The organism is Pseudooceanicola antarcticus, from assembly GCF_900215355.1.
Classification (GTDB): domain Bacteria; phylum Pseudomonadota; class Alphaproteobacteria; order Rhodobacterales; family Rhodobacteraceae; genus Pseudooceanicola; species Pseudooceanicola antarcticus.
Window position 1 is genome coordinate 54891 of the sequence record NZ_OBEA01000001.1, and the last position, 24627, is coordinate 79517.

At 66.7% G+C, this 24627-nt stretch carries 22 protein-coding genes and 1 pseudogene; 17 read left to right on the top strand and 6 right to left on the bottom strand.

Annotated features, from left to right (window positions below; all coding sequences use genetic code 11):
* Positions 1-2: 2 nt before the first annotated feature.
* Genes CRO50_RS00265 through CRO50_RS00280 form a run of 4 tightly spaced genes read left to right on the top strand, consistent with a single transcriptional unit; the run spans position 3 to position 5213 of the window.
* Positions 3-1229 carry an amidohydrolase family protein gene (locus tag CRO50_RS00265; RefSeq protein ID WP_097143877.1) on the top strand — a complete coding sequence of 409 codons (1227 nt, stop codon included), beginning with the start codon at positions 3-5 and terminating at the stop codon, positions 1227-1229.
* The gene (locus CRO50_RS00270; RefSeq protein ID WP_179747176.1) at positions 1229-2410 is read left to right on the top strand and encodes a pyridoxal phosphate-dependent aminotransferase; all 1182 of its coding nucleotides are present in this window, start codon (positions 1229-1231) and stop codon (positions 2408-2410) included. Before CRO50_RS00265 ends, CRO50_RS00270 begins: the two co-directional genes overlap by 1 nt.
* A complete protein-coding gene (locus tag CRO50_RS00275; RefSeq protein WP_097143879.1) occupies positions 2407-3843 on the top strand; it encodes a hypothetical protein in 1437 nt (478 codons plus the stop codon). Before CRO50_RS00270 ends, CRO50_RS00275 begins: the two co-directional genes overlap by 4 nt.
* Positions 3840-5213 carry a dihydroorotase gene (locus tag CRO50_RS00280; protein WP_097143880.1) on the top strand — a complete coding sequence of 458 codons (1374 nt, stop codon included), beginning with the start codon at positions 3840-3842 and terminating at the stop codon, positions 5211-5213. Before CRO50_RS00275 ends, CRO50_RS00280 begins: the two co-directional genes overlap by 4 nt.
* Positions 5214-5307: 94 nt before the next feature.
* Here CRO50_RS00280 and CRO50_RS00285 read toward each other — a convergent pair whose 3' ends face one another.
* Both CRO50_RS00285 and CRO50_RS00290 read right to left on the bottom strand, forming a co-directional pair.
* Complete coding sequence (locus tag CRO50_RS00285) at positions 5308-6243, bottom strand: ABC transporter permease (protein ID WP_179747177.1); 936 nt, start codon at positions 6241-6243, stop codon at positions 5308-5310.
* Between the two features lie 11 nt (positions 6244-6254).
* Positions 6255-7229 (bottom strand): ABC transporter permease, encoded by a 975-nt coding sequence (locus tag CRO50_RS00290; protein WP_097143881.1) that lies wholly within the window; start codon positions 7227-7229, stop codon positions 6255-6257.
* Positions 7230-7536: 307 nt separating this feature from the next.
* Between CRO50_RS00290 and CRO50_RS00295 the strand changes: the two genes are divergently transcribed.
* From CRO50_RS00295 to CRO50_RS00310, 4 genes are all read left to right on the top strand, one after another.
* A complete protein-coding gene (locus CRO50_RS00295) occupies positions 7537-8592 on the top strand; it encodes an ABC transporter ATP-binding protein (RefSeq protein WP_097143882.1) in 1056 nt (351 codons plus the stop codon).
* Positions 8589-9557 carry an ABC transporter ATP-binding protein gene (locus tag CRO50_RS00300; RefSeq protein WP_097143883.1) on the top strand — a complete coding sequence of 323 codons (969 nt, stop codon included), beginning with the start codon at positions 8589-8591 and terminating at the stop codon, positions 9555-9557. The genes CRO50_RS00295 and CRO50_RS00300 overlap by 4 nt, the downstream gene beginning before the upstream one ends.
* Before the next feature lie 286 nt (positions 9558-9843).
* Complete coding sequence (locus CRO50_RS00305; RefSeq protein ID WP_097143884.1) at positions 9844-10539, top strand: GntR family transcriptional regulator; 696 nt, start codon at positions 9844-9846, stop codon at positions 10537-10539.
* Positions 10540-10646: 107 nt separating this feature from the next.
* Positions 10647-12203: an ABC transporter substrate-binding protein gene (locus CRO50_RS00310; protein ID WP_232617787.1), complete on the top strand. Its 1557-nt coding sequence runs from the start codon at positions 10647-10649 to the stop codon at positions 12201-12203.
* Positions 12204-12392: 189 nt separating this feature from the next.
* Here the strand turns inward: CRO50_RS00310 and CRO50_RS00315 are convergent, their stop codons facing one another.
* Together CRO50_RS00315 and CRO50_RS00320 are read right to left on the bottom strand one after the other, a co-directional pair.
* Positions 12393-13022 (bottom strand): MlaC/ttg2D family ABC transporter substrate-binding protein, encoded by a 630-nt coding sequence (locus CRO50_RS00315; RefSeq protein WP_097143885.1) that lies wholly within the window; start codon positions 13020-13022, stop codon positions 12393-12395.
* Complete coding sequence (locus CRO50_RS00320; RefSeq protein WP_097143886.1) at positions 12991-13794, bottom strand: MlaA family lipoprotein; 804 nt, start codon at positions 13792-13794, stop codon at positions 12991-12993. The genes CRO50_RS00315 and CRO50_RS00320 overlap by 32 nt, the downstream gene beginning before the upstream one ends.
* 393 nt (positions 13795-14187) lie before the next feature.
* Between CRO50_RS00320 and CRO50_RS00325 the strand changes: the two genes are divergently transcribed.
* The 7 genes from CRO50_RS00325 (at position 14188) to CRO50_RS00355 (ending at position 21126) form a co-directional block, all read left to right on the top strand.
* Positions 14188-15894, top strand: a complete 1707-nt coding sequence (locus tag CRO50_RS00325; protein WP_097143887.1) for a type I secretion system permease/ATPase — start codon at positions 14188-14190, stop codon at positions 15892-15894.
* Positions 15891-17174, top strand: a complete 1284-nt coding sequence (locus tag CRO50_RS00330) for an HlyD family type I secretion periplasmic adaptor subunit (RefSeq protein WP_269778118.1) — start codon at positions 15891-15893, stop codon at positions 17172-17174. The genes CRO50_RS00325 and CRO50_RS00330 overlap by 4 nt, the downstream gene beginning before the upstream one ends.
* Positions 17175-17425: 251 nt before the next feature.
* Complete coding sequence (locus CRO50_RS00335) at positions 17426-17890, top strand: RidA family protein (RefSeq protein WP_097143888.1); 465 nt, start codon at positions 17426-17428, stop codon at positions 17888-17890.
* Between the two features lie 18 nt (positions 17891-17908).
* The gene (locus tag CRO50_RS00340; RefSeq protein WP_097143889.1) at positions 17909-18679 is read left to right on the top strand and encodes a glycerophosphodiester phosphodiesterase family protein; all 771 of its coding nucleotides are present in this window, start codon (positions 17909-17911) and stop codon (positions 18677-18679) included.
* A 55-nt stretch (positions 18680-18734) separates the two neighbouring features.
* The gene (locus CRO50_RS00345; RefSeq protein ID WP_097143890.1) at positions 18735-19964 is read left to right on the top strand and encodes a GNAT family N-acetyltransferase; all 1230 of its coding nucleotides are present in this window, start codon (positions 18735-18737) and stop codon (positions 19962-19964) included.
* Positions 19961-20254: a 4a-hydroxytetrahydrobiopterin dehydratase gene (locus CRO50_RS00350; RefSeq protein ID WP_097143891.1), complete on the top strand. Its 294-nt coding sequence runs from the start codon at positions 19961-19963 to the stop codon at positions 20252-20254. Before CRO50_RS00345 ends, CRO50_RS00350 begins: the two co-directional genes overlap by 4 nt.
* Entirely contained in the window at positions 20254-21126 is an 873-nt protein-coding gene (locus tag CRO50_RS00355) for a mechanosensitive ion channel family protein (protein ID WP_097143892.1), read from the top strand. The genes CRO50_RS00350 and CRO50_RS00355 overlap by 1 nt, the downstream gene beginning before the upstream one ends.
* Before the next feature lie 98 nt (positions 21127-21224).
* Here the strand turns inward: CRO50_RS00355 and CRO50_RS00360 are convergent, their stop codons facing one another.
* On the bottom strand, positions 21225-21857 hold the full coding sequence (locus CRO50_RS00360; RefSeq protein WP_097143893.1) for a GntR family transcriptional regulator: 633 nt from the start codon (positions 21855-21857) through the stop codon (positions 21225-21227).
* Between the two features lie 423 nt (positions 21858-22280).
* Positions 22281-22768, bottom strand: a pseudogene (locus CRO50_RS00365) (redoxin family protein).
* An 82-nt stretch (positions 22769-22850) separates the two neighbouring features.
* Here CRO50_RS00365 and CRO50_RS00370 point away from each other — a divergent pair.
* Together CRO50_RS00370 and rsmD are read left to right on the top strand one after the other, a co-directional pair.
* Positions 22851-24059, top strand: coding sequence for an NAD(P)/FAD-dependent oxidoreductase (locus CRO50_RS00370; protein ID WP_097143894.1), 1209 nt, complete (start codon positions 22851-22853; stop codon positions 24057-24059).
* Positions 24059-24619, top strand: a complete 561-nt coding sequence (gene rsmD / locus CRO50_RS00375; RefSeq protein WP_097143895.1) for a 16S rRNA (guanine(966)-N(2))-methyltransferase RsmD — start codon at positions 24059-24061, stop codon at positions 24617-24619. The genes CRO50_RS00370 and rsmD overlap by 1 nt, the downstream gene beginning before the upstream one ends.
* Positions 24620-24627: the final 8 nt, after the last annotated feature.

Genomic DNA, 24627 nt, shown 5'->3' on the forward strand with positions numbered 1-24627 from the left:
AGATGCCTGAACCAGCCGCCTGGAAATACCAGAAAATCACCAAGCCGATGTTCGACACCCCCGCACCGGAGCGGGTCCTGCTGGGCCGCGTCCTGACCGCGGTCGGGGACGAGATCATCGAGGATGGCTTCGTCCACATCAAGGACGGCCATATCGCCGCCACCGGCCCCCGCGCCGAGGCCCCGGCCTGCGGCGAGACCATCGACACCGGCGGCGCGACACTGATGCCGGGAATGATGAACAGCCACGCCCACCTGTCCTGGGACGGCATTCATGAACTCTCGCAGCAGTCCATGTTCGATGCCCCCGAGATCCGCGCCTACAAGGCGGCGGGCAACATGCTGAAGTCACTGCGTGCCGGGATCACCCTTGTGCGCGACCTGGGCGTGCATGACGCCAACCTCTTCACCAAGCAGGCCGTGGCCCAGGGGATCTTTCCGGGTCCGCGCCTGCTGGTCTCGGGCGAGAGCATCATCCAGACCGGCGGCCATACCTACTGGGTCTGCCGCGAGGCCAGCGGCGCCGACGAGATGCGTCGCGCCGTGCGTGACCAGGTGAAGGGCGGGGCAGACCTGATCAAGATCATGGCCTGCCATGACACGCTGGAATTCACCGACGAGGAACTGCACGCCGTCATCGACGAGGCGCACCGGAACCGCCTGCCGATCACCGCTCATGCCACCTATGACGCCTGTATCCGCCGCGTGGCGGAATTCGGCATCGACTGCGTCGAACATGGCGGCTCGATGTCGGACGAGACGATCCAGCTGCTGCTGGACAAGAAGATACCGATCGTCACCACCTTCTCGGCCCTGGTGATCCAGGCCGATCCCGAGATCGCCCGCGCCTTCGGCATTCCCGAATGGAAGATCGAGGAGCGCCAGAAGGCCGTCGCCGACAAGTCCCGCTTCGACGGGCTGGTGCGGGCGGCGAAAGCCGGGGTGCCGATCGTCTTCGGCACCGATGCCGGCAGCCCCGCGGTGGAACACGACCGCATCGTGCCCGAGCTGAAGTTCATGGTCGAGGTCGGGGTCTGCCCCGACAACATGGACGCCCTGCGGGCGATCACCGCCCGCGCGGCGGTGCTCAACGGGCTGGGCGACAGCCTGGGTACCCTTGAGGCCGGCAAATGTGCCGACCTGATCGTCGTGGACGGCAAGCCCGACCAGGACCTGGCGGCGCTGGAAAACGTCCGCATGACCTTCATTGATGGAAAGAGGCTGCACTGATGTCCCTGCTGCATGACCGTATCGCCCCCCGTATCGTCGAAGAGGACGGGGCCTTCCGCACCAGGATGCTGGGCATCGCCGCCCAGATGGACGACGTGATCGCCCTCGGCCGCGGCGATCCCGACTTCCACACCCCGGCGCATATCGTCGAGGCGGCGAAGGCCGCCCTGGATGCCAACCAGCACCATTACACCGGCCCGACCGGCCTGCCGGAGCTGCGCCAGGCGATCTCCGAGAACCTGACCAACGAATACGACCTGGACTATACGCCGGACGAGATCATGGTCACCGCCGGGGTGCAGGAATCCATCACCCTGCTGATGCTGGGCCTCTGCGCGCCCGGCGACGAGGTGCTGATCACCTCTCCGCGCTTCACCACCTACGACACGGCGGTGCATCTGTGCGGCGGCGTGCCGGTGCCTGTGCCGACCTACCTGCGGGACGACTTCGCCCTCGATCCCGACGAGATCGAGAAGCGCATCACCGACAAGACGCGGATGTTCGTGCTGGTCTCGCCCAACAATCCGACCGGCGCCGTCACCCCTCCCGAGGTGATCCGCCGCATCGCCGAGCTGGCGATCCGCCACGACCTGCTGATCATCGCCGACGAGATCTATGCCAAACTGATCTACGACGGCCACGAGCACCTCTCGATCGCGACCCTGCCCGGCATGAAGGAGCGCACCATCACGCTCAACGGGTTCTCGAAGACCTACGCCATGACCGGCTGGCGCGTCGGCTACCTGGCCGCGCCGCTGGACTTCGTGGAAAAGATGACCGAGCCGCGGCACACGCTGTCGATCAACACCTGCACGGTCAGCCAGCACGCGGCCCTGGCCGCGCTGAACGGGCCGCAGGCCCCCATCGACCAGATGCACGCCGAATACGCCGAGCGTCGCGCCTGGCTGACCCAGGCACTGGAGGATGCGGGCCTGCGCTACGGCGCACCGGGTGGCGCCTTCTACATCTACACCGATATCTCCAGCACCGGCATGAAGGCCAAGGACTTCTGCGAAGGGCTGCTGCGCGCCACCGGCGTCATGGTCTTCCCCGGCGACATGTTCGGTGATCCCGACAGCGATTTCATCCGCATTTCCTACCTGCAGCCGCTCGACATGATCCGCGAGGCCATGCGCCGCATCGCGGGCTTCGTGGCCGACAAGAAGAAAGGGGCCGCATGACCGCGTTCCAGAAACCCGACCCGTCCGAGAAGTTCGTCGGCATCCAGGTCAGCCCGATCAGCTTCGTCGACGAGGGCACCGATGCGGTGCTCGACACCCTGCACGACCGCGTGGGGGTCAACGTCCTGATGCTGGGCACCGTGTCCTGGCTGGGCCTGAAGACCGGCCGCTCGATCAGCCACGCGCTGGACGGCTGGCCCGATCATGGCGTGCCCGAGCCCTTCACCATGAAGGGCGGCGCCTACTTCGACCCCGACCCCCGCTTCTACGCCAACACCATGATCAAGGACTTCCGCGCCACGGACCCCGAGATGGAGGGGATCGACATCCTCGACCTGGTGATCCCCGAGGCCAGGAAGCGCGGCATGAAGGTCTATCCCGAGCTGATGGAGCCCTTCTTCAAGTACGCCGGCCACGGCTCCGCCAATACCATCGAGGTCCCGAACCTGCCGCAGGTGATGGAGATCGACGTCTTCGGCCGGATGAAGGACGAACCCTCGACCTCGAACCCCGACTACCGGACCTGGATGCACTCGATGATCGAGGACCAGGTGCGCAACTACGACGTCGACGGGCTGATGTGGTGCAACGAGCGCAACTCGCCGCTGGACCAGCTGATCCAGGGCCAGGCGCCGGGTGACTTCTCGGAGGCCTCGCTGGAACAGGCGCGGCGCCGCGGCATCGACACCGAGGCCTGCCGGCGGGCGCTGATCAAGATGTGGGAATTCATGCAGGCCGCGCTGGCCGGCGACGAGTTCGACGACGGCGCCTTCCTGACCTTCCTGCGCGTGCTGATGGAGAACCCCGAGATCCTGATCTGGGAACGCTACTGGCTGGAGCGCAACAAGGACCTCGACCGCGAGCTCTTCGGGCTGGTCAAGTGGTGCAAGCCGGGTCTGCCCTTCGGGCTCAACGTCTGGAACCGCAACCACTTCAACATCTTCCGCCGCGCCCAGTGGCCCTGGGAAGAGCAGACGATGTACGCCGACTGGGTCAAGCCGATCACCTATCAGCACCAGTCTGGCCAGATCTGGGCCAAGGAGTTCGGCTTCTTCCAGAAGACCATCCTGCGCGATTTCGATCCGGCCACGGCGGCCGCCGTGATGTCCAACGTGCTGGGCCTCGGCGCCCCGCCGCTCGACACCGCCATCCAGGAGGGGATGGACCCCGATGTCTACGTCTACGGCCAATGCGCCGACGCGCTGCGCGGCGTCCATGACAAGGCCAAGGTCTACATGGGCATCGGCATCGACGCGCCCCGCGTCCAGGCGGACCAGGCGAAGTGCACGCCCGATATCGCCTACCGCTCGGTCATGGCGACCTATCGCGCCGGCGGCCATGGCGTCGTCCTGTCGCCCAACTACGCCTCGATGCACCTGTCCAACCTCGATGGTGTCGCCCAGGCCCTGACCGAACTGGGGCTGAAGGCATGACGGACCTGACGATCACCGGGGGGGAGGTTCTGCTTCCCTCCGGTCCCGCCCGCGTCGACCTCTCGGTCAAGGATGGGCGCATCGCGGGCCTGCACGCGCCCGGCAGCGCCCCCGCCGCCCCCGAGACGCTGGACGCCACCGGGCTGACCGCCCTGCCCGGCATCGTGGACATCCACTTCCACGTCCGCGCCCCGGCCTATCCCGAGCGCGGCACCGTCGCCTCGGAGACCCGCGCCGCCGCCGCCGGCGGTGTCACCACCCTCTTCGAGATGCCGATCTCCAAGCCCTGCTGCGCCACGCCCGAGATCTTCGAGGACCGCCGGGCCCATTTCGCCGAGAACGCGGTGGTGGACTTCGGTCTCTATGCCGCTCCCGGCGACCTGACCGAGGCGACGCGGGACCGCTTCCTGGAACAGGGGGCCATTGCCTTCAAGATCTTCACCACCCCCGCCCCGGCGGGACGCGGAGACGAGTTCGACGGCCTGGCCTTCCCAGAGGAGGACGATCAGTTCCGCGCCCTGAAGGTCCTGGCAGGGACCGGCCGCCCCGTGGTGGTTCATGCCGAAAGCGCCGCCCTGCTGGCGCACTTCGAGACCATGGCGCGCAACACCCTGGACCCGAGCTCGGGCTACAGCCACAACCTGTCGCGCCCGGCGGTCTGTGAAAGCACCGCCGTAGCCAAGCTTCTGGCGATGAACATCACCGCCGGCGCCAAGCTGCACATCGCCCATGTCACCAGCGCCGAGACCGTCGCCGTGCTGCGCGCCTTCAAAGGCACCTCGGATTTCACTGCCGAGACCTGCCCGCAGTACCTCTTCGCCACCGAAGCGGACGTGGACCGGGCCGGCATCTACGCCAAGGTGAACCCTCCGATCCGCACCCAGGCGGACCAGGATGCCCTCTGGGAAGCCATCGCCGACGGCACGATCACCCATGTGACCACCGATCACGCCCCTTTCGCCAAGGCCGAGAAACAGGCCTCTGAGGGGAATTTCTTCACCGCGCCTCCGGGCAGTCCGGGGATCGAGACGATGCTGCCGGCCATGCTGGATGCGGTGTCGGCTGGGCGGCTGTCGCTGAAACAGGCCCATGACCTGATTTGCGCCAATGGCGCGGCGCTTTACGGACTGGCCCCGCGCAAGGGCAGCCTGCTGCCCGGAGCGGATGCCGATATCGCGCTGGTCGATCTGGCCGGAGAGACCGAGGTCCGCCTGGGCGGGCTGGTCAGCCATGCCCGCGACGTGGCCCACCTCTGGGACGGGCGCCGCTTCCGCGGCCGGGTCGCGCGCACCCTTCTGGCCGGGCGCACGGTCTGGGACGGACGCCAGGTGACCGGGCGCGAAGGCGGCGGCCGCTTCGTCACCCCCTGATTCAACCAGGGTACAACGCATTGAAAAGGGGGCCTTTCGGCCCCCTTTTCCTGTCTCATGCTTGCAGCTGTCGAAAGCAGGCGAGGCGGGTGCCTCAGCTGCGTTCCTTCAGGCGCGGGTCCAGGAAGTCTCGCAGCCAGTCGCCGATGATGTTGAAGGCCAGCACGGTCAGCACGATGGCCAGGCCGGGGAAGACCGCCAGCCACCACTTGTTCGACAACAGGTGATCGCGGCTCTCGGACAACATGCTGCCCCAGGTCGGCACCGTCGGCGGCACCCCGAGACCCAGGAAGGACAGCGCCGCCTCGGACAGGATCACGCTCGCCACGTTGAACGATGCGATGACCGTCAGCGGCGCGACGATATTGGGCAGGATGGTGCGGAACAGGATCGAGAACAGCCCGTCGCCCATGGCGCGGGCGGCCTCGACGTATTCCTTCTCGCGCAGGCTCAGGGTCTGGGCCCGGACGATGCGCGCATAGGTGATCCACTGACCGATCCCCAGCACCAGGATGATGTTCACCAGCCCCGGCCCCAGCACGACAAGGAACATGATCGCCAGCAGGATGAAGGGGAAGGCCAGCTGGATATCGCCAAGGCGCATGATCACGTCGTCGATCCATCCGCCGAAGTAGCCCGAGATCAGCCCCAGAAGGGTGCCGATCGAGCCGCCCACGACAATCGCCGCCATACCGACCAGCAACGAAACCCGTGCCCCGTATAGCAGCCGCGACAGCACGTCCCGGCCCAGATGGTCCGAGCCCAGCCAGAAGGTCGCCCCCCGCGGCCCCTCGGCCATCGGCGGCAGCAGCCGCATCATGATGTTCTGCCGGTTCGGGTCCATCGGCGACAACAGGGGGCCAAAGATCGCGATGAAGGCCGCCGCGGTCAGGATGATCATCCCGACAAGCGCCCACCGACTTGCGACCATGCTGCGCAACGCGCGCTGCATCTCGCGGCGCCGGTAGGACACCGGAGCGGCCGCGCTCTTCTGCGACGCCGGTTGCGATTGGGGTTCGACATTGGCCATGCCGGTCTCCTTCAAAGTTTGACGCGCGGATCGAGCCGCGAATAGATCAGGTCGACGACGAGATTCAGCACGATGAAGATCATCGCCAGCAGGATCACCGAGGCCTGGACGACGGGAATGTCCCGCTGGTTGATCGCGTTGAACACGAGGCGACCGATACCGGGGTAGGAGAACACCGTCTCGACCACCACGACCCCGCCCAGCAGGAAGCCGAACTCGAGGCCGATCATCGTGACCACCGGCAGCCAGGCATTGCGCAGGGCATGATGCGTGATGACCTGCCAGTCCCGGATGCCCTTCGAGCGTGCCGTGCGCACGAAATCCTGTTGCAGGACCTCCAGCATGGACGACCGCACGAGGCGGGCGTTGCGCGCCAGCGTGTAGGATCCGACGGCGATGGCGGGCATCGTCATGTAGTAGATGCTTTGGGGGATGTTGCCGATCGCGGTCGAAAAATCGCCCTCGAGCAGCGGCTCCAGCACGGGCACATGTCCCGAGATCGGGAACCAGCCGAGGTAAAGGCCGAAGTACATGATCATCATGATCCCCATCCAGAAGTTGGGAATCGACTGGCCCAGCATGGCGAAGGTCATGATGCCGCCATCAATCGGCGTGCCCCGCTTCAGGGCCGAGTAGACCCCCAGCGGGATCGACAGGGCGATGGCCAGGACAAGTGAGAAGACGGTCAGCTCGATGGTCGCCGGCATCGCGTCGAGGACAACCCCCATGGCCGGCTGCCGGTAGCTTAGCGAATTGCCGAAGTCGCCATGCAGCGCGTCCCAGATGTAGCGCAGGTACTGGATGTGCAGCGGCGCGTCGAAGCCAAGCGCTTCACGGGCCCGCTGGATTTCCTCGGCGCTCGCGTTCTCGGAGACGAACAAGTAGGTCGGGTCGCCCCCGATCTGCAACGAGATGAAACTGATCATGGTCACGCCGATGATCACGATGGCGCTCTGCAATAGGCGCCGAACAAGGAAAGTCCACATCTGAGTCCCCTAGGTCCGGCTGGAATGGAAAGGCGCGCTGGTACGGGCAGGCTGCTCGGGTCGGCTGGTCATTCTTTAGGTCTCCGCTGCTATTAGCGTCGTGTTCTTGGCTTTCGGGGACGCGATCCGCTTGACAAGGCTTAGATCGTCGCCTCAAGGTAGTCTATATATTGTCGACAGTAGACCACCAAGAAATCTCGTCGTCAACCTGACGCAAGGCTGCATAACTGCCGAAAAACAAGGCGATATGGTGCAGAAGCGGCGATCGGGCACGGCAGGAGAAACAAGCACGGAGAACGCCCAGGAAATGCCAGCCGCACTAATAGACAGCATTCCGGCAACGGCAAGGCCCGCCGAGGCCAGAACCCTGCTACGCGTCAAGGACCTTCAGACGACGTTCCGCACCGGCGGAAATTCGAGCGTCCGCGCGGTCGACGGAGTCAGTTTTGACCTCGACCCCGGAGAGACGCTCGCCATCGTGGGAGAGTCGGGGTCCGGCAAATCCGTGACCAGCCTCTCGCTCATGGGCCTGCTGCCGAAGGACACCGGCTCCGTCACCGGCGGCAGCATGCGCCTGAACGGCTTTGAGATGCGCGGCTTCAGCGAGGAAGAGATGCGCGCCGTGCGCGGCAAGCAGATCGGCATGATCTTCCAGGAACCGATGACCTCGCTGAACCCGGTGAAGACCGTCGGCTGGCAGATCATGGAAATGGTCATGCACCACGAGAAACTCTCGCGGCGGGCTGCCTATCGCCGCGCCATCGAGATGCTGGACCTCGTCGGCATCCCCGAACCGGCGCGCCGCGTGGACAACTATCCCCACCAGATGTCCGGCGGCATGCGCCAGCGCGCGATGATCGCGATGGCCCTGTCCTGCGAACCCCGCATCCTGATCGCGGACGAGCCGACAACGGCGCTGGACGTGACCATCCAGGCGCAGATGCTGGAACTGATGAAGGACCTGCAGGACCGCATGGGGATGGCGATCATCTTCATTACCCATGACCTTGGCGTGGTGGCCGAAGTCGCCGACCGGGTCGTGGTCATGTACGCCGGCCAGGTCGTAGAAAGTGGCGAGGTCGAGCAGATCTTCGAGGCCCCGCGCATGCCCTACACGGCCGGTCTGATGAACTCGATCCCGCGAATCGGTGCGTCGCGGCGCAAGGAACGGCTAAGGGCGATCCCCGGAACCGTGCCGCCGCTGTCGGACCTGCCTCATGGCTGCCGGTTCAACCCGCGCTGCGCCCATGCCACCGAGCTGTGCCGCGCGACGCCCCCCGCCCTGGAAGAGGTCGGCCCCGGCCATGCCGTCCGCTGCGCCCGCTGGCGCGACATCACCCTCGACATCATGGACACAGAATGACGACGCCCCTGCTTCAGGTCTCGAACCTGCGAAAGACCTTCCCCATTCCCGGCGGCCTGCTTGGCCGGATCAAGGCCGAGGTGAACGCCGTCAACGATGTCTCCTTCGATGTCGCCCGCGGCGAGGTCGTCGGCCTCGTCGGAGAAAGCGGCTCTGGCAAGACGACGGTCGGCCGCACGCTGCTGCGGCTGGAAGAGGCGACCTCGGGCACGGTGAACTTCGACGGCACATCCGTGCTTGATCTGCCGCCAGAGAAGCTGCGCAGTTTCCGCAAGCAGATGCAGATCATCTTCCAAGACCCCTATGCCAGCCTGAACCCGCGCGAAAAGGTGCGCGACATCCTGTCTCATCCCCTGAAACTGCACGGCATCGGCAGCCGCGAGGACCGGACGGATCGCGTCGTCTCGCTGCTCGAGAAGGTCGGCCTTGGCGCCGATCAGCTGGATCGCTTTCCGCATGAATTCTCGGGCGGTCAACGTCAGCGAATCGGGATCGCCCGCGCCCTTGCCGTCGAGCCGCAGTTCATCGTGGCGGACGAGCCGGTCTCGGCGCTCGACGTGTCGATCCAGGCCCAGGTGATCAACCTCCTCGAGGATCTCTGCCAGGACCTGGGACTGACCATGCTCTTCATTGCCCACGACCTGGGCGTGGTCGAGCATTTCTGCGACCGGGTCATCGTCATGTACCTGGGCCGGGTGGTCGAGATGGGGCGGTCGGTCGACCTCTATTCCAACCCCAACCACCCTTATACGCAAGCGCTTCTGTCCGCGGTGCCCCAGCCGAAGCCCGGACGGCGCAAGGACCGAATCGTGTTGAAGGGCGACATCCCCAGCCCCATCAATCCGCCTTCGGGCTGTGTCTTCCGCACGCGCTGCCCCCTCGCGGACGCCGAATGCGCCAAGGTCGTGCCCGTCCTCAAGGACCTGGGCAACGGGCACAAGAGCGCCTGCATCAAGACCACCTGAAACCACCGGCATAGCAGCGCCCGCGAAATGGGCAGCTGCGCCGGATCCTTCTCCCCCAGATGACCAACGGACTTGACAGACAAGCCCTACATTCACATTGTCAACTTATGGATTGTCGACAACATTCAGATTACAACCCTTCGCGCGCCCTCTCGCGCAGTGTCTATTGTCTTCAATCGGCAACCATAATGTCTATCATCCTTGCTTTCGGGACCGGTCATGGTCTTAAGGATGCCACCCGCGCTACGATCGCGGCTCTGACACCGTTGAAAAAAAGGAATTCGAGATGACCCAAGCAGACCCCGCCCCCGCGGCCACCCCTCTTCAGGATATCGGACCGATCGAAAACGTGCCGCTGCGCGTCCAGGTCGCCACCCGCCTGCGCGCTGCGATCGTCAGCGGCCGCCTTCGGCCGGGAGAGCCGCTGATCGAAACCGCGCTGGCGCAACAGATGAACGTGTCCCGTGCCCCGATCCGCGAAGCGATCCAGATCCTCGAGAATGACGGGCTGGTCGAAACCATCGCCTACAAGGGCAAACGCGTTAAGCCGCTGACCGCCCGCGAAGTCGAAGAGATCTACAGCCTGCGCGAAGCCTTCGAGGTGATGGCCGTGCGCCGGATCATCGAACGCGGGACCTCCGTGGCGCCGCTGCGCGCCCAATGCGATGCGATGCTGGCCGCCGCCAAGGCCGACGACCTGGAAGCGCTCGTGGCCGCCGACGAAGCCTTCCACCACACCCTGATCCAGATCGCCGACCACGAACTGCTGCTGGCGTCCTGGAAGAACCTCTACCTGCGCATCCACCAGATCATGGCGCTGCGGAACCGCGAGCGGCCCAAGCTCCAGGAAGTCGCAGGCAACCACCCGCCCATCGTCGATGCGCTGGAAGCCAAGGACATGGACCGCGCCGTCGCGCTGATCTCGGCGCATACCCGCAACCTGAACGAAATCGATCCCGAGACGATCGCCACGACACCCTGAATTCCGGCCCCGTCCCGCTCCTGAGGCGGGTGCCGGTGATCGGTCGACTGTTCCTCAGAAAGAAATCAGCGACCGCCCCAACCACCAACAGGAAAAGGACTCAGTTGATGTTTATCCGAAATACGCTGACCGGCTTGGGCATAGCCGGCGTGCTGCTGAGCAGCACCGCCGCCATGGCCGCCCCGGCAGATGACACCATCATCGTCGGCCTGAGCGCCGACATCACCACCATGGACCCTGCCGCGATCTCGTCGCGCGACAACTCCAACGTGGCCCGCCACGTCTTCGGCACGCTCTTCACGATCGACGGCGAAGGCAAGGAACAGCCTGACCTGGCCGAAAGCTACGACGTTTCCGAAGACGGGCTGACCTACACCTACACCCTCAAGGAAGGCCTGACCTGCCATGATGGCGAAGCGCTGACCGCCGAGGACGTCGCCTACTCCTTCAACCGCGCGAAAGACCCCGAGAACGGCTTCACCGGCAACACCCCCGGCTTCGTCTTCTCGTCCATCGCCTTCGAGAGCGCAGAAGCCACCGGCGAGCTGACCGTCGACATCAACCTCGTCGCACCGAACCCGATCGCCTTCGGCCTGATCGACGAGGTCTTCATTCACTGCAAGGACAGCTATGAAGCCATGACCCTGGACGAAGCCTCGTCCAATCCCATCGGGTCCGGCCCCTACAAGATGGCCGAGTGGATTCGCGGCTCCGAGATCAACATGGACCGTGTCGATCCCGAAGCGGGCTTCGAGCACATCAAGTGGCGCATCATCCCCGAGGCCTCGACCCGTTCGGCAGAACTGATCGCGGGCAACGTCGACATCATCACCAATGTCGCCCCCGACCAGATGGAAGCCATCAACAGCCGCGGCAATGCCGAGGTCGACCCCGTCCAGGGCACCCGCCGCATGTACGTGGGCTTCAACCTCTCCGATGCGATGGCCGAACAGCCCGGCGGCGACGCGATCCAGGATCCGATGGTCCGCCGCGCCCTGCAATACGCGGTCGACGTGCCGACGATCTGCAAGCAGCTGCTGAACTTCGAATGCGAGCGGATGACCGGCATCGTCAACCCGCCCAATGCCAACCAGGACCTCGAACCCTATCCCTACGACCCCGCCAAGGCCGAAGAGATGCTGGACGAAGCCGGCTGGCCGCGTGGCGATGACGGCACCCGCTTCCCGATCCGCTTCCAGGCAGGTCCGGGCCGCTACCTGAACGACGCCAGCGTCATTCAGGCGATCGCCCAGTACCTCGGCGATGTCGGCCTCGACGTCGAACTGGACATCATGGAATGGTCCAGCGTCTACATCCCGCTCATCCGTGAACGGAATGCCGGTCCGCTCTACTTCATCGGTTCGGGCGGCGCGCTGTGGTCCCCGCTCTACGACATGGCTGACCTCTCGGCCGTCGACGCAGGCACCAACTACACCCATTGGGACGACCCGCGCTGGTTCGACCGCTGGGATGACCTGAACGGTGCCGAAACCGAGGAAGAGCGCCGCGTGATCATCGACGAGATGCTCGAGGTCTTCTACGAAGACGGCCCCTGGCTGCACCTCTACTTCCAGCCCGACTTCTACGGCGTCAGCAAGCGTCTCGACTGGACCCCGCGTCCGGACGAGAAGGTCTACCTGTGGAACGCAGGCCTGGCGGACTGATCCGACAACTTCTCCCATCCCTAACTGGCCCGCCCTCCCCGAGGGTGGGCCTTTTTCATGCTCCGGACCCGAAGCCAAGCATGGTGTGACGGACAACGGTACGACCTGCGCCGGGGCGTTCCCCCAAGGCGCAGGGTCATGACGGGGCACAGCCCTGTTGCACGGAATTGCCGAACCGGGCGCGCGGCCTCAGCCGGCGCGGCGCAGCGCGGCGGTCAGCTTGCTCACATCGCCCCGCTGGGCATCCAGCATGGCGCCGATCTCGGCCCGCTCGGTGGCCAGCATCGAGACCCCCTCGATCACCATCTCGTAGAACAGCATCGCACCGCTGCGGTCGGTGACCAGGAAATCCACGTCGAAGGGGGCCTGGCCGCGCAGCTCGAAGACCGTCTGGACGATATAGCGATCCTTGTAGGGCTTGGCGCCGGTCACCCGGATTTCTGAGCCCAGGAACTCGCGGAAGCGCTTGCCGTACTTGCGCGCCACATAGCCCGCGAAAGCATCGGTATAGGCTGCCAGCTGCGCCGAAGAGACCTCTCGCGCGGCCGGGCCGAGGCAGGAGCGCGCGATGGTCGGAACATCGGCGTAGCGACGCAGCATGGTCTCGAACTGGGCGATCATCTGCGCCTCGGGGCGGCCCGAGTTGATCACCTGGTTGATCTCTTTCACCACCTTGTCGACCAGCGCGGTGGCCGCAGAGGCCGAGATGGCGCGGGCCTGTGGCACCGGCAGCATCAGCGTGGCGGCCAGCCCGCCGAGTCCGGCGAGGACCGCGCGGCGGGAAAGCCTATTCGGCATAGGGATCGATATACGGGTCATTGGCGTCCGCCCCGGTGTCTCCATAAGGGTCCAGATAGGCATCCCCGCCGTCGTCGCCAAGAGCATGGCGCCGGCTCTGCAGGTAGATCAGCCGCAGCTGCGCATAGCTGTCGGCGGAATCATAGAGCACCGAATCCACCGTCTGGCGTCGGTAGCCGCGCTCTCCGACCCCATGGGCGACGGCGCTGCCCCATTTCAGGCCGCGCTCGGAGCGGTCCATCAGCGGATCCAGTGGATTGGTGAAGAGATCGACGATGCGCCCCGCCGAGGCGCGCTCGGTCGAGGGACCGATCACCGGCATCTCCAGGTAGGCGCCCTCGGGCACGCCCCAGACCGCCAGTGTTTCTCCGAAATCCGTGGTGCGGGGGGCGATGCCGAAGGCATCTGCGGCATCGATCAGCCCGCCCACCCCGATGGTCGAGTTCATCACGAAGCGCACCGTATTGACGCCCGCATCCTTCAGCCGCCCTTGCAGCAGGTTGTTCACCACGTCCGAGGGGGTGCCCAGGTTGCGAGAGAAATTGCCGACCAGGTCATTGACCGGCTGCGGCACCACCGCCGCATAGACCGTGCCCGCAGGCCGCAGCACCGCGCGGTCGAGCGCCACGTTCAGCTCATGCACCTGCCGGTTGCGCGCCTCGTAGGGATCGAAGGGCTGATCGGCGCGGCTGACCTCGCCAGGAGCGGGGGTCGTACAGGCACCGGCAAGCGCAACCAGTCCCACGAGCGCAACCCGGCGCAGGGCGGCAGGAATGAAGGAAAGCGAGGTCATGGCGAACTTTCTTTCGGGTCGGAGACAAAGAGCAAGAGCTGTCTCCACCTGAGTGGGTCCGCACCATCATGCCCTTTGGCCTTTATCTATTCCTTAATGGCAACCGTGCCATAGCAGGCAAGCCCTGCCCTGCCCTTTGTGGCCAAGAAGCGACAACCTGCCGCTGGGAAAGTTGCATCGGGCAACAGGCACCGGGAAAGCCCCGCGCTTGCGGGACGCAATTTCCGCAAATGGGGAATCACCCGCCCCGCGCGGGAAGGAGTGCACGTGTCCGAACCGCCGCGGGATCAGGAGAGGGAACGCAACGGGCCTGGCCCCGGCACGGGCTCCACCCGAGGACAGGGGGCACACGCCCCGCGCCTCCGTACCAGGGGGCCCGCGCCACAGGCCGGAGTGGCAGAGCTGCGCGCCGCGCGGATCGAAAGCCGAGGTCTCTACTGGCTGGCGGCGCTCTTCTCGATCTTCTCGAACCTGCTGGTGCTGACGGGTCCGCTCTACATGCTGCTGGTCTATGACCGGGTGCTCAGCTCGCGCTCTGTCGAGACGCTGATCGCGCTGACCCTGCTGGTCGCGTTTCTCTTTGCCATGATGGGGCTTCTGGACGGGGCCCGCGCCCGGCTGCTGTCGCGGATCGGCGCGCGTTTCCAGGAGCGGCTGGACCGACGGGTCTACGAGGCCGCGCTCCGCCAGAGCTCTGACGCCAAACCCGGCGGCGAGACGGCCCTGCAGGATCTCGAGGCAATTCGCGCCGTGCTGGGCTCTGCGGTGCCGGGGGCACTGGCAGATCTGCCCTGGGTGCCTGTCTTCCTTGCCGGGCTGGCGCTGTTTCACCCCGCGCTCGGGCTGCTGGCGCTCTCGGGCGGGGCCGCGCTGGTGGCGCTGGCCGCCATCGGGCAGGCCCTGGGGCGGGGACGGCTGGCGCAGGGCTACGCCAGCGCCTTCGCCGCCCGGCAACAGGCCGACCAGATCCGCGCCGAGGCCGGGGTGGTGCGCGCCATGGGCATGGGTCCGGCCACCTTCCGCCGCTGGCAACATGCCCGGCGCGACGCGCTGGAAGCGCTGACCGGCGCCACCGATGCGACCTCTGCGCTGACGGCGCTCAGCCGGGCGCTGCGGCTCTTCCTGCAATCGGCGATGCTGGGCCTCGGTGCCTGGCTGGTCCTGCACGAGGCGCTCTCTCCGGGGGCGATGATCGCCGGATCGGTGCTGATGGGTCGCGCCCTGGCCCCGGTCGAGCTGCTGATCGGCAACTGGCCCCTGCTCTCCCGCGCCCGGCGCGGCTGGCAGGCCCTGGCCCGGCTGCTGGAGGCGCAGCCGGAACTGCCGCGGCGTACCACCCTGCCCCGCCCCGCCGCCAAGCTGGAGGTGCAACAGGCCAGCGTCGTCCCGCCTGGCGAAAGCCTTGCCGCGCTGCGCATGGTCACCTTCAGCCTCGCCCCGGGACAGGCTTGCGGCGTCATCGGCCCCTCGGGCGCAGGCAAGTCGACCCTGGCGCGCACCCTGACCAATGCCTGGCCCTGCGCCGGTGGCGCGATCCGGCTCGATGGCGCGACGCTCGACCAATACGATCCCGAAGAGCTGGGCCGCCTGATCGGCTACCTGCCGCAGCGGGTCGAGCTCTTCGAGGGCACCATCGCCGAGAACATCGCCCGGCTGGCCGAACGCCCCGACGACGCCCAGGTCGTCGCCGCCGCCCGCCGCGCCGATGCCCACGAGATGATCCTGAAGATGCCCGCAGGCTACGACACCCGCGTCAGCCCCCATGGCGGTCGGCTGTCCGGCGGGCAGATCCAGCGCATCGGCCTGGCCCGCGCGCTCTATGGCGATCCGGTGCTGCTGGTGCTGGACGAGCCCAACTCGAACCTCGACAACGAGGGCAGCCGGGCGCTGAACGCCGCGATCCGCGCGCTGCGCGAGGCAGGCGCCTCGGTGCTGATCATGGCGCATCGGCCGGCGGCCATCCAGGAATGCGATCTGCTGCTGATGCTGGATCACGGCCAGCGCGTGGCCTTCGGCCCCCGTGACGAGGTGCTGCGCCGCGTGGTGCAGAACCACGACCAGATCCGCAGCGCCAACGCCGGTGCCGGGGGCATAAGGTGAAGGCCCTCTCCACCCGAGGCCCGGTGCTCACCGGGCTCACGGCGCTGGTGATGCTGGTCGGCGGCTTCGGCAGCTGGTCTGCGCTCAGCCGGATCTCGGGGGCGGTGATCGCACCGGGCCTCATCGAGGTCGAAAGCAACCGCCAGGTGGTGCAGCACGGCGACGGCGGCCGGGTCTCGGCGCTGCTGGTCGAGGAGGGTCAGCAGGTGGCGCGGGGCGATCTGCTGATGCGGCTGGACGCGGCCCCGCTGAGGCCCGAGCTGGCGATCGTCGAAGGCCAGCTGTTTGAGCTGATGGCCCGCCGCGCCCGGCTGGAGGCCGAGCGCGATGGCGCGGGCGCGCTGACCTTCGAGCCCGAGCTTGCAGGCGCCGGTGCGGGTGCCGAGGCGCTGATGGCCGGTCAGCAAAGGCTCTTCGACACCCGCGCCCGCGCCGAGGCGCAGGAGGTTGCGCAACTGGAAAAACGGCAGGCCCAGATCCGGGCGCAGATTGCGGGGCTTGCCGCCCAGTCAGACGCCTTGCAGCAACAGGCGGGGCTGATCGCGGAAGAGCTTTCGGCCCAGCAGGCGCTCTATGACCGGGGGCTTGCTCAGCTGCCCCGGCTCCTGGCCCTGCGCCGCGAGGCCGCACGACAGGAGGGGCTCTTGGGGGATCTCGCCGCGCGCCAGGCCGAAGCCGAGGGGCGGATCACCGAGATCGAGCTGCAGGTGCTGGCCCGCGCCACCGCCAGGCGCGAGGAAGCCATTGCCGCCCTGCGCGACCTGCGCCTGCGCGAGATGGAGCTGGCCGAGCGCCGCCGCGCCCTGCGCGACAGGCTGGCCCGGCTTGAGGTGACGGCGCCGGTCTCGGGCGTGGTCCACGGATTGCGCGTCTTCGGCCCCGGCGCGGTGGTGCAACCCGCCGAGCCGCTGCTCTACCTCGTGCCCCAGGACCGCCCGCTGCTGATCGCCGCGCGGGTCGAGCCGATCCACGTGGATGCGCTGCACATCGGCCAGGAGGTGCGGCTGCGCTTTTCGGGCTTCGACCGGCAGAGCACGCCGGAGCTTGCGGGCCAGCTGACCCGGCTCTCTGCCGATGCCTTCACCGACGAGGCCACGGGCCGCAGCTACTACCGCGCCGAGATCCGCCTCGCCGAGGGCGAGATCGCCCGCCTGCCCGAGGGTCTGACCCTGATCCCCGGCATGCCGGTCGAGGCCTTCCTGCGCACCGAAGACCGCACCCCGCTGGCCTATCTGGTCAAACCCTTCGGAGACTACGTGGCGAGGGCATTCCGGGAATGACCCCCTGTGGGCGATCGCCGGGACGGCACTCATGGGCGGGCGTCGGCAGGACCCATGCCCCCTCTCGACGGCAGGGCCTCCGGCGCGTAGGGGCCGCGAAGATCTCGCGCGCCGGGGCAGGGCCCCGTGGCGACCGGCGCTTGGCCCGGCTTTGCGACAGCTTTGTGAAAGCCGCTTGACCCCATCCCTTCGCGCTTGCATTCGCACGGCCAGACACTAGCGTCGCGCGCAACAGTCGAAAGGAGCTTTGCATGTCCAACGCCATCGAAACCCGCCTGGCCGAGCTGGGGATTTCCCTGCCCGAAGCCGCCGCCCCCGCCGCCAACTACGTGCCCTTCGTCAAGGTGGGCAACCTGGTCCATGTCTCGGGCCAGGTCAGCCAGGATGCTGACGGCCTGGTCAAGGGCAAGCTGGGTCACGACATGGAGCTCGAGGCCGGCGCCGCCGCCGCCAAGCTCTGCGCCATCGGCCTTCTGGCCCAGGCCAAGGCCGCCTGCGGTGGCGACCTGTCCAAGCTGAAGCGCGTTGTGAAGCTGACCGGCTTCGTCAATTCCACGCTCGAGTTCACCGACCAGCCCAAGGTCGTCAACGGCGCCTCCGACTTCCTGGTCGAAGTGCTGGGCGACGCGGGTCGCCATGCCCGCTCCGCCGTCTCTGCCGCTTCCCTGCCTTTCGGCGTGGCGGTCGAGATCGAAGGTATCTTCGAGGTCGAGTGAACCATGTCCGCTGAACTGATGTCCCCCGCGCTGCCGGGGGACTTCCTGCGCCTGCCCGTCACCCACCGGGCGCTGCATGACCTGACCGATGGCCGCCCCGAGAACAGCGTCGAGGCGATCCTTGCCGCGGTTGACGCAGGCTACGGGATCGAGATCGACCTGCAGCTCTCTGCCAACGGCAAGGCCATGGTCTTTCACGACTACGAGCTCGACCGGGTGACCGGCGAGACCGGCCCCGTCGACGCCCGCTCGGAAGCCCAGCTGAAGGCCATTCCGCTGACCGGCGGCACGGCCACGATCCCGACCTTCACCGAGGTTCTGGCGCTGGTCGCGGGCCGGGTCCCGCTGCTGGTGGAACTGAAGGACCAGGACAAGCGCGGCACCCATCCGTCCGGCACCCTGGAAGCGCAGGCCGCCGCGGCGGTCGCGGGCTACAAGGGCCCTCTGGCCTTCATGTCCTTCAACCCCGAGATGGTTGCCCGGATGGCCGAACTGGCACCCGACGTGCCGCGCGGACTCACCACCTGCTCTTATGAAGGCGAGCACTTCGAGCACCTGAGCCCCGAGGCGAAGGCGCATCTGCAGGCGCTTGGCGATTTCGACCGCACGGGCTCCAGCTTCATCAGCCACGAGTGGAAGGACCTGGCCCGCGACAGCGTGCAGGCCCTGCGAACCCGTGGTCTGCCGGTGCTCTGCTGGACCCTGCGCAGCCCCGAGGACGAGGTCCGCGCGCGCGCGCTTGCCGAGAATGTGACCTTCGAGGGCTACCTCTCGGCACTTCCTGCGTAACCCAGGGCAGAAACGCTCTTGATCAAGGGGCGGGGCGGACCAGATTATCGACGACATGGAACGCCCCTCCCCCCCTTCCTCCGACGACAGCTCCGATGGCGGCGATGCCGCGATCGAGATCAGCACGATCCACAGTCTCTCGGCCATTTCCCAGGCGGAGTGGGATGCCTGCGCCTGCCCCGAGGCAGCGGACGGCGGACGGCCCGACGACCCTTTCACCACATGGCGGTTCCTGAAGGCGCTCGAGGACAGCGGCTCGACCGGCTCTGCCACGGGGTGGGAGCCGCATTACCTGCTGGCCCGCCAGGACGGCGAGCTGATCGGCGTGGCGCCGCTCTATGCGAAGTCGCACAGCCAGGGCGAATACATCTTCGATTTCAACTGGGCCCATGCCTACGAGAACGCAGGCGGGCGCTATTACCCCAAGCTGCAGATCGCTGTGCCCTTCACACCGGCCACGGGGCGGCGCTTCCTGGCGCGACCGGGCCACGAGGCCGCGGCGATTGCCGCCCTGACCCAGGGCGCGGTGCAGATCGCGGCCGACAACGGCCTGTCCAGCCTGCATGTCACCTTCTGCACCGAGGCCGAGGCGATTGCCGGCGAACAGATGGGCCTGATGCGCCGCGCCAGCCAGCAGTTCCACTGGCTGAACCAGGGCTACGCAGATTTCGACGGTTTCCTGGCCGGGCTCTCGTCGCGCAAGCGCAAGAACATCCGCAAGGAGCGCCAGCAGGCCCAGGCCTTCGGCGGCGAGATCCGGGCGCTCACGGGTGACGACATCCGCCTCGAGCACTGGGACGACTTCTGGGCCTTCTACCAGGACACCGGCGCACGGAAGTGGGGCACCCCCTACCTGACGCGGGAATTCTTCGAGATCGCCCATGACACCCTGCGGGACGACATGCTGCTGGTGCTGGCGGGCCATGGCGGGGACAACATCGCCGGCGCGCTGAACTTCATCGGCCGCGAGGCGCTTTATGGCCGCTACTGGGGCGCGCTGGAGCATCACCCCTGCCTGCATTTTGAACTGTGCTATTATCAGGCCATCGACTTCGCCATCGCCGAGGGCCTTGCCCGCGTCGAGGCCGGAGCCCAGGGAGAGCACAAGCTGGCGCGCGGCTACATGCCCAGCCTCACCCATTCGCTGCACTGGATCGCCGATCAGGGCTTTGCCCGCGCGGTGCGGCAATACCTGGACGCGGAGGCGCGGGCCATCGACGAGGAGGTCGAGGTACTGACCGCCTATGGCCCCTTCCGCCGCGACCGTCAGGAGGAACAGGAATGAACGATACCCTCGATCCGATCGTCCGCGACACCCTGCTGGGTCCGCTTTTTGAAACCGGCTGGAGCCTGGAAGAGGACGGCGACGTGCTGGCGAAGACCTTCACCTTCCAGGATTTCACCGAGGCCTTCGGCTTCATGGCACGGGCTGCGCTCTGGGCAGAGAAATGGGATCATCACCCGGACTGGAGCAACAGCTATTCTCGTGTCACTGTGCGACTGACAACTCATGACATGGGCGGCCTCACCGCCGCCGATGCGAAACTTGCACGCAAGATGGACCAGATCTGCTGATGAACGAAGAACTAGACTCCCTGCTGTCGACCGAAATCTGGAACGGCAAGACCCTGGGCGACCTGCTGACACTGGACTTCCTGGCGGGTCTCGCCGGCAACGTGCTGGCAGCCCTGCTGATCCTCTTCCTGGGGTTCACCCTGGCCGGATGGGCCAAGCGCCGGATCACGAATATCTCGGAACGCTACGAGCAGCTCGACGATACTCTGTTTGAATTCCTCGGCTCGATCCTGCGCTACGCGGTGATCGCCTTCTCCTTCCTCTTCGTGCTGAACACCTTCGGGGTGCAGACCACCAGCGTCGTCGCCGTCATCGGTGCCGCCGGCCTGGCCATCGGCCTGGCCCTTCAGGGCACCCTGTCCAATGTCGCGGCGGGGGTGATGATCATCTTCTTCCGCCCGATCAAGAACGGCGATTTCGTCGAGGTCGCGGGGCAGATGGGTACGGTGAAGAACATCAACCTGAACTTCACCGAACTGGCCAGCCTGACGAACTCCCAGATCATAATTCCCAACAGCGAGGTCTGGGGGAACACGATCACCAACTACTCAATCTACCCCACACGGCGCGCCGAATGGACCTTCGGGGTGAGCTATGATGCCGACCTCAAGCAGGCCGAGACGATCATCCGGGATACCATCATGGCCGATGCCCGCGCCCACGCGGAACCCGAGCCCTTCATCCAGGTCAGCAACCTGGGCGATTTCTCGGTCGATTTCCTGGTGCGGGTCTGGTGCGACAGCGGCGATTACTTCGCCTTCACCAATGACATGAAGCGCAAGGTGAAAGAGGCGCTGGACGCGGGCGGAGTGGACATCCCCTTCCCGACGCGAACGCTGTTGCAGCCCGACATGGGCAAGGCAGAGAGCTGAAAGAAAAGGGGTCGCCAAGGCGACCCCTTTTTACGTCAGGCCTGTCCAGCCCTCAGCCTGTCCGGTCCGGCGGTTTGCCAGCGGCCTGCAGGACGGGCTCAGTAGTCCCCCCAGCCCGCCGCGCCGCCGACGACCACCTTGGTCATCCGGTCCAGAAGCGGCTGCACCGCGCCTTCCTCGGCCAGTTGCAGGCTCTCCTGCAGCAGGGTCTCATATTCCACCCGCGCCTCGGACAGGGCGTTGAAGTTCGGGTGCAGGCACCAGCGCACATGGCGCCAATAGGCAGAACGCAGGGCCTTGGCGACGATATGGTCCGCGACCAGCATCATCATCGCCTCGAGTTGCGCGGCCAGGGATTGCACCAGGTAGGTATCGGGCTCGCCAGAGAGCTCAAGCAGGCGAATGGCGTCGCGAATGCGGTCCAGCACCTGCGGCGGCACCGAGACATCGGGGATAGGACATTGCGCAGCAGCCCCCAGCAGGGCGCGGAAGGCGCGGACATCGCTCCTGCGGTTGGCGGCAACCAGCGGCGGAGCGATGGTCCCCACGCCCGAGCGCGTCTCGACCAGGTTCTCGTAGGACAGCATCTGTAACACTTGGCGAATCGGAGTTCTCGAGACACCGAACTCGGTGGCCAGCTGGCCCTCGTGAAGCACGATGTTGCTGTCCTGCCCGTTCAGGCAGATTCTTTCCCGGATGACGGTCGCGATCTCGTCGTTGGTCTTGCGCATATGTCTCACTACTTCGCCCTGCCGGACGCGTATGGCGCGACCGGGTCGGTATGTTTCGCTACCGGGGGGTTATATGAAGCTTTAGGAGCAGTGGCAACGCGAAGATACACGCTAAGGGCGAGTCATCCGCCTCTCGCCGGGGCGACCCGGCGTAAGCCAATCCGCCCTTGCCACCCGGCAAGGCATTGACCGCCAACATGTATACAGCTAGGTGACCCACGGGTCATCCCGATGGGACCGGGCTGGCCCGCATGTACCCCCGCGCCGATGTGTTAACCGGAAATTCCTGCCGGTATCGGTGCATTCGGGTGCAGGCTAAGAAGCGCCGCTCGGGACAGCGGGGCTTCGGCGTCCGGGGCCGCAAGGCTCCGGACGCCACACTCTTCCCGCCGGGCCCCCGCAAGGGGCGCGCAGCGGAACAGCTCAGAGCGCCGAGAGCAGCGCCTCGCCGGCCGAGATCTCGCAGGTGCCGGGGCTCTCTTCCACGTGCAGCAGGGTGACCACGCCGTCCTCGACCACCATCGAGAACCGCTTCGAGCGGTCGATCAGCCCGACCGGCGGTGCCGAGAAGTCGAGGCCGATGGCCTTGATGAAGTCTGCGCTCGGATCGCCGAGGAAGGTCAGCCCGGCCTTCGCCGCGCCGGTGGACTCGGCCCAGGCCCCCATGACGAAGGGGTCATTGGCCGAGACGCAGATGATCTCGTCCACGCCCTTCTCGGCGAAGGACGGAGCGGTGCGGATGTAGCTGGGCACATGGGCGGTCGAGCAGACGCCGGTATAGGCTCCCGGCAGGCCGAAAATCACAACCTTGCGGCCCTTGGTCTTCTCGGCGAGAGCGACCGGCGCGGGGCCTTCCGCGGTCAGGTCAGCAGGGTCGCCTCGGGAAGCTTGTCTCCGGTCTTAACACTCATCGGTATGTCCTGTGCTGGTTTGCGTTTCGCTGTCGAATGCATATAGCTTCCCGCGAACCAACAGCCAGCGGGAGATCCCAAAATGCCTCATATTGCCGTGATCGGTGCCGGACAGGCAGGCGCTTCGCTGGTGGCAAGGCTGCGCACCAAGGGCTTCGACGGAGAGATCACCCTGATCGGGGCCGAGCCGGTGCCCCCCTACCAGCGCCCGCCCCTGTCGAAGAAATTCCTGCTGGGCGAAATGGCAGAGGAACGGCTCTACCTGCGGCCCGCCGCCTGGTACGCAGAGAACGGCATCACCCTGCGCATGGGCGATGCGGTCGAGGCGCTCATGCCCGCCGCCCGCGAGATCGTCCTGGGCGGCGAGGTGCTGCACTATGACCAGCTGGCGCTGACCACAGGCGCCCTGCCCCGCCACCTGCCCGCCGCCATCGGCGGAGACCTGGGCAATGTCTTCGGGGTCCGCAACCTCGCCGACATCGAGATCATGGCACCCCACGTCCGTCCCGGCGCCCGCGCGCTGATCATTGGCGGCGGCTACATCGGGCTCGAGGCCGCCGCCGTGGCCGCCTCGAAGGGTGTCCAGGTGACACTGATCGAGATGGCGCCGCGCATCCTGCAACGGGTCGCCGCCGCCGAGACCTCGGACTACTTCCGCGCCCTGCACCAGGCCAACGGGGTGACGATCCTCGAAAGCACCGGCCTGGAACGCCTGCTGGGCGACCGCGATGTCACCGGCGCGGTCCTCAGCGACGGCACCCACCTGGACGTGGATTTCGTCGTCGTCGGCACCGGCATCCTGCCGGACGAGGGCCTGGCCGAGGACGCGGGCCTCAGGATCGAGAACGGCATCGCCTGCGATGCGCAGTGCCGCACCTCGGATGCGGCCATCTGGGCCGCGGGCGATTGCGCCTCCTTCCCCTGGCGGGGCGGACGGCTGCGGCTTGAGAGCGTGCAGAACGCCATCGACATGGCGGAATGCGCCGCCGACAACATGCTGGGGCTGGAACGCGACTACGACCCCAAGCCCTGGTTCTGGTCCGACCAATACGACGTGAAACTTCAGATCGCCGGGTTGAACACCGGCTACGACCGGCTGGTCACCCGCCGCGACGACAAGGGCGCGCGCTCGCATTGGTACTTTGCCGGAGACCAGCTGCTGGCGGTGGACGCGATGAACGACCCGCGCGGCTACATGGTCGGCAAGCGCCTGATCGACGCCGGGCGCACCGCCGACCCGGCAAGGATCGCGGACCCCTCGGTGGACCTCAAGGAGCTGATGAAGGGCTGATGCGGATCATTGCCGGAGACTTCCGTGGCCGCCGCCTTGCCGCCCTCGGCAAGGGTGACGCCGGGGCCCACCTGAGGCCCACCACCGACCGGGTGCGCGAGAGCCTTTTCTCGATCCTCGCTGGCGGCCGCTTCGGCGATCCGCTGCAGGGCGCGGTGGTGCTGGACCTCTTCGCCGGCACCGGCGCGCTCGGCCTCGAGGCGCTGTCGCGCGGCGCCGCTACGGCGACCTTCGTCGACGATGGCCGCACCGCCGGGCGCCTGCTGTCCGAGAACATCCGCGAGCTGGGCGTGAAGGCGCGCACCAGGGTGCTGCGCACCAATGCCACCCGCCTGCCTCCGGCGACCGAGCCCCCGGCCACGCTGGTCTTCCTCGACCCGCCCTATGGCAAGGGGCTGGGCGAACCCGCCCTCGCCGCCGCGCTGGCGCAGGGCTGGGTCGCCGTTGACGCCCTGATCGTCTGGGAAGAAAGCGCCGAGATCACCCCGCCCGTAGGCTGGGATCTGCTCGACCGTCGCCGCTTCGGCGACAGCTGGATGAATTTCCTGGAGAAGGCGTAAGCGGGAAG